The sequence below is a fragment of the Parvibaculum sp. genome (genome assembly GCF_049671045.1).
GTDB lineage: Bacteria > Pseudomonadota > Alphaproteobacteria > Parvibaculales > Parvibaculaceae > Parvibaculum.
This window is the reverse complement of the sequence record NZ_JBATUH010000082.1, coordinates 1-10108: the sequence shown is the minus strand read 5'-3', so window position 1 is coordinate 10108 and position 10108 is coordinate 1. Positions and strand designations below refer to the sequence as shown.

General features: G+C 66.0%; 13 protein-coding genes. 4 read left to right on the top strand and 9 right to left on the bottom strand.

The features are described from left to right. Both WBG82_RS09700 and hisB read right to left on the bottom strand, forming a co-directional pair. Nucleotides 1–423: DUF2628 domain-containing protein (locus tag WBG82_RS09700; RefSeq protein WP_424424277.1), on the bottom strand; the 423-nt coding region annotated here is incomplete at its 3' end. A gap of 164 nt (nt 424–587) precedes the next feature. Next, complete coding sequence (gene hisB, locus WBG82_RS09695; RefSeq protein ID WP_424424275.1) at nt 588–1199, bottom strand: imidazoleglycerol-phosphate dehydratase HisB; 612 nt, start codon at nt 1197–1199, stop codon at nt 588–590. A gap of 458 nt (nt 1200–1657) precedes the next feature. Between hisB and hslV the strand changes: the two genes are divergently transcribed. After that, the gene (hslV, locus tag WBG82_RS09690) at nt 1658–2215 is read left to right on the top strand and encodes an ATP-dependent protease subunit HslV (protein WP_324301132.1); all 558 of its coding nucleotides are present in this window, start codon (nt 1658–1660) and stop codon (nt 2213–2215) included. A gap of 26 nt (nt 2216–2241) precedes the next feature. Then, a complete protein-coding gene (gene hslU / locus WBG82_RS09685) occupies nt 2242–3549 on the top strand; it encodes an ATP-dependent protease ATPase subunit HslU (RefSeq protein WP_424424272.1) in 1308 nt (435 codons plus the stop codon). A gap of 181 nt (nt 3550–3730) precedes the next feature. On the opposite strand, the gene WBG82_RS09680 is transcribed toward hslU, so the two are convergent. From WBG82_RS09680 to WBG82_RS09665, 4 genes are all read right to left on the bottom strand, one after another. Beyond that, a complete protein-coding gene (locus WBG82_RS09680) occupies nt 3731–4117 on the bottom strand; it encodes a helix-turn-helix domain-containing protein (protein ID WP_424424269.1) in 387 nt (128 codons plus the stop codon). Then, a complete protein-coding gene (locus tag WBG82_RS09675; RefSeq protein ID WP_424424266.1) occupies nt 4114–4791 on the bottom strand; it encodes a Smr/MutS family protein in 678 nt (225 codons plus the stop codon). Before WBG82_RS09675 ends, WBG82_RS09680 begins: the two co-directional genes overlap by 4 nt. 28 nt (nt 4792–4819) lie before the next feature. Continuing rightward, a complete protein-coding gene (locus WBG82_RS09670; protein WP_424424263.1) occupies nt 4820–5911 on the bottom strand; it encodes a murein transglycosylase A in 1092 nt (363 codons plus the stop codon). Between the two features lie 134 nt (nt 5912–6045). Beyond that, a complete protein-coding gene (locus WBG82_RS09665; RefSeq protein WP_424424260.1) occupies nt 6046–6786 on the bottom strand; it encodes a Tim44/TimA family putative adaptor protein in 741 nt (246 codons plus the stop codon). A 318-nt stretch (nt 6787–7104) separates the two neighbouring features. On the opposite strand from WBG82_RS09665, the gene WBG82_RS09660 reads away from it, so the two are divergent. Next, the gene (locus WBG82_RS09660; protein WP_424424258.1) at nt 7105–7638 is read left to right on the top strand and encodes an FxsA family protein; all 534 of its coding nucleotides are present in this window, start codon (nt 7105–7107) and stop codon (nt 7636–7638) included. Nucleotides 7639–7742: 104 nt separating this feature from the next. Then, nucleotides 7743–8237 (top strand): protein-export chaperone SecB, encoded by a 495-nt coding sequence (secB, locus tag WBG82_RS09655; protein WP_424424255.1) that lies wholly within the window; start codon nt 7743–7745, stop codon nt 8235–8237. Nucleotides 8238–8264: 27 nt separating this feature from the next. Here the strand turns inward: secB and dnaQ are convergent, their stop codons facing one another. The 3 genes from dnaQ to WBG82_RS09640 all read right to left on the bottom strand — a co-directional run. Continuing rightward, entirely contained in the window at nt 8265–8957 is a 693-nt protein-coding gene (dnaQ, locus tag WBG82_RS09650; protein WP_424424253.1) for a DNA polymerase III subunit epsilon, read from the bottom strand. Between the two features lie 41 nt (nt 8958–8998). Continuing rightward, entirely contained in the window at nt 8999–9625 is a 627-nt protein-coding gene (coaE, locus tag WBG82_RS09645) for a dephospho-CoA kinase (RefSeq protein ID WP_424424251.1), read from the bottom strand. Between the two features lie 12 nt (nt 9626–9637). Further along, on the bottom strand, nt 9638–10108 hold a 471-nt coding region (locus WBG82_RS09640; RefSeq protein ID WP_424424249.1), incomplete at its 5' end, for a shikimate dehydrogenase family protein.

Sequence of the window (10108 nt, the reverse complement as noted above, 5' to 3'; positions counted from 1 at the left end):
GCCTCCGGGCGCGGCGGTCCGCGCGACCGCCATGCTGCGCGGGGCCGGACGGGACGGGCCCTGCCAATGGCGGAAGAACTCGCGCTCGGCCTCGACGAGATTGCGGCCCGTCACCACGCCGGCTTCCTCATAGCCCCTGAGGGCGAGCGTCCAGCGGCGAATGTCATTGGCGAAGGCGGCGAAGGCGAACTGCACCGCGAAGGCGAGAATGATCATGGCCGTGTCGCCCAGAACGGCCCCGGCCGCCGCCATCAGGACGGAATTCGCCACCGCATAGAAAAGAAGCGCGAGCCAGAGACGCTGATAGACGAGCCAGATCAGCGGCGCGAAAAGCGCCGGCCAGGAAAACCCCTCATGCACGAGCACGATCCCGTCGCCATCGACTGGCGCGCCGCTCAATTCGTGCACGGTGTAGATGCGCATGGGTTCAGAGCCTTGTCCGGCGGTTGGGCGGATTTTCCGCACCTATCTAGGCGGTTTTCCGGTCATTGAAAACCAGAAGAACGAGGGGTGGCGCGGCACGGGCCCGCGCCCGAGGCGCGAAGCCCGCCCGCAAGATCCCGCCCGGGATCCGGCAAGAGGCCGCTTCAGATGCCGAGCTTGCCCTTGGTCGAGGGGATGCGGTCCGCCATGCGGGGATCGATCTCGATCGCCTCGCGCAGCGCGCGCGCCAGCCCCTTGAAGCAGGACTCGACGATGTGATGGTTGTTCTCGCCATAAAGATTTTCGATATGGAGAGTTATGCCCGCATTCTGCGCGAAGGCCTGGAACCACTCCTTGAAAAGCTCGGTATCCATGTCGCCGAGCTTCGGCCGCGAGAAGTCGACCTTCCAGATGAGATAGGGCCGCTGCGACACGTCGAGCGTGACGCGCGTGCAGGTCTCGTCCATCGGGATCATGACCGAGGCGTAGCGGCGGATGCCCTTGAAGTCGCCAAGCGCCTGACGCACGGCCTCGCCGATGACGATGCCGGTGTCCTCGGTCGTGTGGTGAAAGTCGATGTGCAGATCGCCGACGGCGCGGACCTTGAGATCGATCAGCGAATGGCGCGACAGCTGCTCCAGCATGTGGTCGAGGAAACCGATGCCGGTATCGACGTCATATTCACCCGAGCCGTCGAGATCGAGGGACACGAAGATGTCCGTCTCCTTCGTCTTGCGCTCGATGGTGGCCACGCGGCCTTCGCTCTCTTCAATCATGGGTCTCACCCGAAATTCGCCACAGGGTCTGAAATTCGCCATATGGCCATGACGCCCGCCTTTTACCAGCCGCGGACCCGACAAGCCAGCATGAGGGGCCCGGGGCCGGGGATCACGCTTACCACGCAATGGCTTGAGAGACGTTTACCAAACCCGTTCACTAATTGCGAAGTAAAGATGGAAGCAGAAGAGGCAATGGGTGAAACAACGGGTGCAAACCCTTGTTTTTCGGCGGCGGGCCCAAATCCTCATTGTGTAAAACGGAAACTCCGGCACCAGATGTGGCGGGGCCGCTCTCCTGCCTTTCGGGCAGGGGGCGGGGCGAGGCTTGCCGCCATCGCTTGACCTTCCGGGCCGAAATCTCCACATCTGGAGCCCAACGATCCAGGGGCCGCTCCGGCCGCGGCCGGCGCCGCGGGAGGCGAGCGGTCCGGCCTTCCAATCCGGGAAACCGCTCGATGTCCGATACACGCTCGCCCTATGCCCCCTGGCACGGCACCACGATCCTGACCGTTCGCAAGGGCGGCAAGGTCGTCATTGCCGGCGACGGCCAGGTGTCGATGGGCGACACGATCATGAAAGGCAATGCCCGCAAGGTCCGGCCGCTGGGAAGCGGCAATGTGATCGCGGGCTTTGCAGGCGCCACCGCCGATGCGATGACGCTTTTCGAGCGGCTCGAGGGCAAGCTCGAACAATATCCGGGGCAACTGACCCGGGCCTGCGTGGAACTCGCCAAGGACTGGCGCACGGACCGCTTTCTCAGGCGGCTCGAGGCGCTGATGATCGTCGCGGATGCGAGGGCGAGCCTCGTTCTCACCGGCAATGGCGACGTGCTGGAGCCCGAGGGCGGCATTGTCGGCATCGGCTCCGGCGGCAATTACGCGCTCGCGGCCGCCCGCGCGCTCGCCGACAGCGACCTTTCGGCGGAGGAGATCGCGCGCAAGGCGCTGAAGATCGCGTCCGAAATCTGCGTCTACACCAACAACAACCTCACCGTCGAAGTTCTCGACGCCTGACCATCATCCGGAGTGCCTGGTTTTCCATGAGTAGTTTCTCGCCGCGCGAAATCGTGTCCGAACTCGACCGCTACATTGTCGGCCAGCGGGATGCGAAGCGGGCCGTCGCCATCGCCCTGCGCAATCGCTGGCGGCGCCAGCAGCTGCCCGAGTCGCTCCGGGACGAGGTTCTGCCGAAGAACATTCTGATGATCGGGCCAACCGGCGTCGGCAAGACGGAGATATCGCGCCGCCTGGCAAAACTGGCGGAGGCGCCCTTCATCAAGGTCGAGGCGACGAAGTTCACCGAAGTCGGCTATGTCGGGCGGGATGTCGAGCAGATCATTCGCGACCTCCTCGAAATCGGCATCACCATGCTGCGCGAGAAGAAGCGTAAGGACGTGCAGGCGAATGCGCATCTCGCCGCCGAGAACCGCGTTCTCGAGGCACTGGTCGGCAAGGGGGCGAGCGAGCCGACACGCGAGAGCTTCCGCCGCAAGCTACGGACGGGCGAACTCGACGAAAAGGAGATCGAGGTCGAGGTCGCGGACCTCGGCGGCGGCATGCCGACGCTCGACATTCCCGGCATGCCCGGAAGCCAGGTCGGGATGATCAATCTCGGCGACATATTCGGCAAGGCCTTCGGACAGCGCACCCGGCCGCGCCGCATGACCGTCAGGGCCTCCTATGACGTGCTCATCGCGGAGGAGTCCGACAAGCTCCTCGATCAGGAGCAGCTTACTCAGGAGGCGATCCGCTCGGTGGAGCAGAACGGCATCGTCTTCCTCGACGAGGTGGACAAGATCTGTGCCCGCTCGGAGCGGCAAGGGGCGGATGTGAGCCGCGAGGGTGTGCAGCGCGACCTGCTGCCGCTCATCGAGGGCACGACCGTCTCGACCAAGCATGGCTCGGTGAAGACCGATCACATCCTCTTCATCGCGTCCGGCGCCTTCCACATCGCCAAGCCCTCCGACCTCCTGCCCGAGCTTCAGGGCCGCCTGCCGATCCGCGTCGAACTCGACGCACTGACGCGGGACGACTTCAAGCGCATCCTGACGGAGCCTGAAGCAAGCCTCATCAAACAATATGTGGCGCTGCTCGAGACGGAGGGGCTCACGCTCGACTTCACCGCGGACGGGATCGAGGCCATCGCCACCATCGCGGCCGAGGTCAATTCGACGGTCGAGAATATCGGCGCGCGTCGGCTTCACACAGTGCTGGAGCGCGTGCTCGACGAGATTTCATTCACCGCCGCCGATCGTAGCGGGCAGACGGTGACGATCGACGCGGCCTATGTGCACGAGCACATCGGCGATCTCGCGAAGAACACGGACCTGTCGAAATTCATTCTCTGACGGCGCGGCGCTCGCATCGGTGCCTGAAGCGGTCTTTATTCGCTTCAGGCAAACGAATGGCGCGGCACGTATCCGCTTTCGGCGATTCGTCTTTTCGGTGTCCGAAAGGCGGCAAAACGTGGCTTCGCTGTCCGTGAATCTGGGCACGGGCGAATGTTCCCGCTGAGCGAGTCCGCCGCGTTCAGGCGGGTCGCGGCCTTGCCGATGCGCGCCGCCTGCGCGGCGGCAGGCTTGCCAGCAGTTTTTCTATATCGGCGCCGGAAAGATGCGCGATCTCTTCCGACAGGCGGTTGGCAAGCTCGGTCGCCCTGGGATCGAGGCCCGACGTGTCGATGACGATCCGCGGATGGGAGAGGCGGGCAAGGCGCTCGATCTCCTCGGCCTCATCCCAGATCACATTGAAATAGCCGATGATCGCCTGCACGAGCCGCCAGCTCGGCCGCCCGCGCCGGCCATGCTCGAGCGCCGAGAGATAGGCGGGCGTCACCCGGAGCGCGGCCGCCATGTCCTTGAGGAGGATGCCGCGTGCGGCGCGAAGGTCGCGGAGTTTCCGGCCGAAGGGCGTCATCGCTTTTTCCTGAGCCAGATATAGAAGGCGCCGCCGCCGCCATGCCTCGGATGCGCGGGCTGGAAGCCCGCCACCTGGCCGCGAAAGCGCGGCTCGGCCAGCCATACCGGTAGTGCCGAGCGAAGTTTGCCCGTGCGTTCAGGCGCTTCATGGTAGTGCGCGCCATGAAGCGTGTGGCGTGTGAAGGGGCTCTCGCCCTTGCCGGTGATGACGAGGACGAGGCGCAGTCCCGATTGGCGCGCGCGGGAGAGAAAGCCGAACAGGGCCTCCTCGGCGTCGTCCAGACGAAGCCCGTGAAGATCGAGGCGCGCTTCGGCCTCCATCTGCCCGCGCGCAAGGCGCTGGCTCGTGCGGCGGTCGAGGCCGGTAAGCGGCGGTGCCGAGGGGGCGGAGTGCGGCTGGTCAATTGTTTTGGAACCGGAATAAGATGCGGGTTTCCGTTTTGGAGCCGGAACGATCGGGGCCGGTTCGGGGCTTTCCGCCGCCTGGGCAGCGCCTATGGGCGCGGGTATGGGTTCGGGGGCGGGTTCGGGTCTGGGCCTCTTGCGGGGAAGGGGCCGCGCGTCCCGGACCACCGCCCGCCAGAGCTTGTGCTCCTCCTCGCTCAGGGCGCGGAGGCGGGTCTTGCGGCGTTTGGGCCGCGCCCCGTCTTCATGGCCTCCCTCGCCGCTCATATGCGTCTCCCTCAAGCCGCTCCGGGCCTCAGCGCTCCGGGGCGATGGCCTTGGGAACGAGGGCGATGAGTTCGCCCGGCTCCTTCATGCGCCCGGCAATCTCGGCGGCGCCGGAATCCGCGCCCCAGAAGACGTCGGCCCTTTGCAGCCCGCGAATGGCGGTGCCGGTATCCTGCGCGACCATCAGCCGCCTCAGCGTCACCTTGCCGGGCCCATAGGGCTCGGGCGAGCGCGTGTCGAGCCAGAGAAGCGCACCGAGCGGATGGTAGCGGCGATCGACCGCAAGGCTCCGTCCGGGCGTGAGGCTCACCTTTTCAGCGCCCGGAGGGCCGGCGTCGGGCGCCGCTCCGGCGAGCAGCCTGAAGAAGATATAGGATTCGTTCTGGCGCAGGATCGACGGGATCCGGTCGGGATGGGCCTCCAGCCAGGCGCGGATCGTCTGCATGGACACTTCCTCGCGCGGGATGGCGCCCATGTCGATCAGGACCTTGCCGATGGAGGTGTAAGGGCGGTCGTTCTTGGCCGCGAAGGCAAGCCGCAGAATGCGCCCGTCGGGAAGCTCGACCCGGCCCGAGCCCTGCACATGGAGGAAAAAGGCGTCCACCGGGTCCGCAAGCCAGACAAGGGCGTTCCTGCGGTCGATCCGGCCCGAGGCCACCATATCCTCGATCTCGGCCCGGCTGGGCAGGGGCTTGCCCGCCGCCCGCGCTTCGGCGAAGGCCGCAGGAAAGGCGAGGACCGGCGTGCGGTAGATGCCGCCAGCGGTCAGCGAGCCTTTCATTACGGGCTCGAAATAACCTGTGATGAGGGAGCCCGATTCCGTTCCGGCTTCAAAACGAACTGGCGCGAACCAGGTTTCGAAATAGGCCCGGGCAGCGGCCGGGCCGCCGCCGACACTTGCCGCCGCCTTGCAGGCCGGGCGCCAGTCGCCCGCGAGGCCATAGATCGAAATGTCGGCCCCCCTTGTGTCGAGAGGCGCCTGATCGTCGAGCGCGAGGATGCGCTGGCAGGAGCGTCGGAAGGCCGTGAGGGCCGCCGACTGGTCGTCCGCCTTCCAGCCCTCGAGATCGGCAAAACTCAGCGCCACCCGTCCCGGGCCTTCGATCGGGCCTTCCCGCATGGAGGCTTCCCCGCTGCTGCAGCCCGAAAGCGCCAGCACTACCAGGCCGAAAAATCCGGCCATACCACAAGGCAATCCGGCCCTTCCGGCCTTCTGTCCCGTTCGCCCCCTCATGTGCCCCAGCATCCGTGATGTCAGGCCGCGGAATCGGTGGCGACGAGGCGCCAGTTCGGATTGGCGCTGGCCGTGTCGCGTTCGAAGGTCCAGATATCGGTGACGTGGCGCACGGTCACGGGATCACCCTCGATGACGATGCCATCCCTGTTCTTCACACAGGCCGTCAGCTCGCTGCGGAACCTGACGGTAAGCCGCGCGCGGCGTCCGTCGAGCGCGGCGGCGGTGAGCGCCGCCTCGGTGATGCCGATGAAGTTCTGATCCACCGTCTCGCCACGCGACTCGCGCCCGGCGATCACGCCCTCGAAGCTCTTGAAGACGTTATCTTCCAGCAATGGCGCGAGTGTGTTGCGATCGCCATTGGCGAATGCGGTCACGATCGTCTCATAGGCGATGCGCGCGCCGGACAGGAACGCCTCGGCGTCGAAGCTCCGGTCGGCAAGTGCGATCTCGGTCAGCGTCTGGGCAAGGGGCGAGCCTTCGGGCGCGATGCCGGCCCAGCGGTCCTTGACCGCATAGGGCTCGCGCTGCGCATAGGGCTCGACGGTTCCCGCCTGCTCCTGCGGGCCCTGCTGGGGCCGTCTCGGAAGCGAGATCACCTTGTCGTCGCCACTCGCCGCCGTTTTCTCCGGCGCGGAATAGGGATCGTAGGGCGGGCGCTCATTCCCTGTCCGCCGCCCGAGCACGCTCCTCAGCTTCAGGAACACGCCCACCGCGATCGCGAGCAGTATCAGATTAAAAAGCGTCGATGCTTCGCCCATCCCGGGCCACCTTTCACCAGAATATCGGGCGACGGCACCACCCCGAACCGCATCGACGGTTCAGGAACGGCCGCCCCTCATGGACCAGAAGCGCGGCTCCGCCGGCATGGTTGCCGGCCTCGGACCGCCCTGCCGGGCCGGATCGCATTCAAGCTGCTGAACCCGGTACACCAGTTTGTCCGGCAAGTGCCAATCTTTCCGGATCATGTGTCGGTTTCATCCACTAAACTAGGCCAATCGCCGCCGGTTTGCTACCGGCGGTACATACGGTCCGCGAAGCGCCGCAGGACCGCATCCGCCCGATATATGGAGATCGCCTTGGCGCCTTTCATCCTCGCCGCGCTCATTCTCGTTCCGCTGGCCGAAATCGTCGTGTTCATCAAGGTGGGCGGGCTCATCGGCGCGGGCCCGACCATCGGGCTGGTCGTCGCCATCGCAATCTTCGGAACCTGGCTCCTGCGCCGGCAGGGGCTCGAAACCTTCCGCAAGGCGCAGATGGCGCTCGGCCGGGGCGAAATGCCGGTCGGCGAAGTGCTCGACAGCTTCTTTCTGGTGCTCGCCGCCCTTCTCATGGTGACGCCGGGCCTTCTCACCGATGCGATCGGGCTTCTGCTGCTCGTTCCCCCGCTCCGGCGCCTGATCGGCCGCAGCGCCGCCAAATGGTTCATGGCGCATGCGAATGTGCAGTTCTCCGGCCCGGCAGGCATGCGGGCCGACTGGGGGCGGGGGCCGATCATCGAGGGCGAGGCGGAGGAAGACGGGCCGGACATGAAGGACACATCCGGGAAGCCCCCGGCTTCGGGCGCATCCTCGCCCTGGCGTGGCGGCCTGCCGCCTTCCAACGGCGGCTGAGGCAACGAAAAGGGCGGGATCGCGGGCTTTGGTGTTCTTGTCGCTGGGTTCGTTCCATGTTAGCCAGCAGGATCGCATTCCGACAGAGACGGTGAGGGGGGCCCATGGCCGACGATATTCTTCCGGGAGACACGCAGGCTCAGGGCGAAGCGGGACCGCAGCTCCGCATCCTCACGCAGTACATCAAGGACCTTTCGTTCGAGAATCCGAACGTGCCTCGCACGCTCGGGCCGCTCGAGCATCAGCCCGCCATCGGCGTGCGCGTCGATGTGAACGTCCAGCGCTTCAGCGAGACCGATTTCGAGATCACGCTCTCCATCGGCGTCGATGCCAAGACGAATGAAGAGCAGATGTTTCTGGTCGAGCTGCAATATAGCGGCCTCTTCCGGCTCACCAATATTCCGGCCGATAGCCTCGAGCCCGTGCTGCTGATCGAATGTCCGCGCCAGATCTTCCCCTTCGCGCGCCGGATCATCGCGGACGCGACGCGGGATGGCGGCTTCCCGCCGCTGCTCATCGACCCGATCGATTTCGTCACGCTGTTCCAGCAGCGCCGCGGCGATCTCAGCGGCGCGCCCGAAGGCACGATGCCGAACTGACCGGGAACGGGAGGGCCTGCCTTTCCTTCAGGAAGGCAGGTTCCGCCAGAGAGGCTCGCCACCCAGCGTATCTATGAAGGCGTCATGCGCCGCGCGTTCCGCATCGGTGAGGCGGGACGCGAGCGGCACCGGCCTTTCGCGCCGCTCGGCGGCGACGGCGACCCCGCGCGAGAGCGCGGCCGCCGAGGCATCGAGCACGAGGGTCGGCTGCCGGCCGCCCATGAGTTCCAGATAGACTTCCGCCAGCAGTTCCGCATCGAGCAGGGCGCCGTGCTTCACGCGGCCCGAATTGTCGATGTCGAAACGCTTGCAGAGCGCATCGAGGCTGTTCTGCGCGCCGGGAAACCGCTGGCGCGCGATGGTGAGCGTGTCGATGGCGCGGCGGGCGGCGATCGGCGGGCGGGAGACGAGCTTCAGCTCGTAATTCAGAAACGCCATGTCGAAGGCGGCGTTGTGGATGACGAGTTCGTCCTCGGCGATGAAGGCCAGGAACTCTTCCGCGATCTCGGCGAATTTCGGCTTGTCGCGCAGAAACTCCGATGACAGCCCATGAACCTTGAAGGCGCCTTCGGGCATGTCGCGCTCGGGATTGATGTAGCGATGGAACACATTGCCGGTCGGCACGTGGTTCATCACCTCGATGCAGCCGAGCTCGACCAGCCTGTGGCCTTCCTGCGGGGAGAGCCCCGTGGTTTCCGTGTCGAGGACGATCTGTCTCATGCTTCGAGACTTAACAGATTTGCGCTCCGCGAGCGAGCCGTTCAGCCCTCGCCGAGCCGCGCCTTCAGCACCTTGCCCTCGCGGCCCTTCAGCGCCTCGACGACCTTCGTCACTTCCTCGAAGGCGTGATCGAGGCCCTTGTCCGTCTCGATCACGAAATCGGCGCGGCGGCGCTTTTCGGCATCGGGAACCTGCTTGGCATGGATGGCGGCGAATTTCGCCATGTCCATGCCCGGCCGGGCAAGCACGCGCTCCTTCTGGATGTCATAGGGCGCGCTGACGACGACGACGACATCGACCCGCGTCTCGCCGCCCGTTTCGTAAAGAAGGGGAATGTCGAGCACCACGGCATGATGCCCCTCCGCCGCCGCCTTGCGCAGAAAATCCATCTGCGCCCGTCCGACCAGCGGATGGACGATCGCCTCGAGCTTCTTCATCTCTTCGGGCAGGCCGAGAACGCAGCGCGACAGCTCCGTCCTGTCGACGGCACCGTCGATCACCGCCGAGGGAAAGGCCGCGCGCAACGGTTCGACCGCCGCGCCGCCCTTCGCGTAGAGCGCGTGAACCGCGGCATCGGCGTCGTAAACCGGAACGCCGAGGCGCGCGAACATCTTCGCCGTCTCCGATTTTCCCATGCCGATCGAGCCGGTGAGACCGATGAGCAGCATTTCCCCTCCGCCTTATCTTTCCGTCTCGCCCATATCGGCAAGCACGAGCGCGCGCAATTCCGCCGTGACTTCGGGCCTCACGCCGAACCAGGCCTCGAAACCCGGCACTGCCTGGTGAAGCAGCATGCCGAGCCCGTCCACCACCGCATGACCGCGCGCCCGCGCGCGGGCGAGGAGCCCGGTCTCGAGCGGCGTATAGACGATGTCGGTCACCAATGCGCCGAGCGGCAGCGGATCGAGCGCTATGTCGAGATCGCCCGCGCCCTTCATGCCGAGCGTCGTCGTGTTGACGAGGAGGTTCGCGCCGTCGAGCGCGGCGGCGACATCGTCCCAGTCGAAAACGCGCGCCGAGCGCAGTTCGAGATCGCTGACGAGCGCCTCGGCCCGCGCACGGGTGCGGTTGACGAGGCGCAGTTCCGGCACGCCCTCGCTTTCGAGCGCGGCAGCGATCGCGCGCGTCGCACCGCCCGCGCCGAGCAGGAC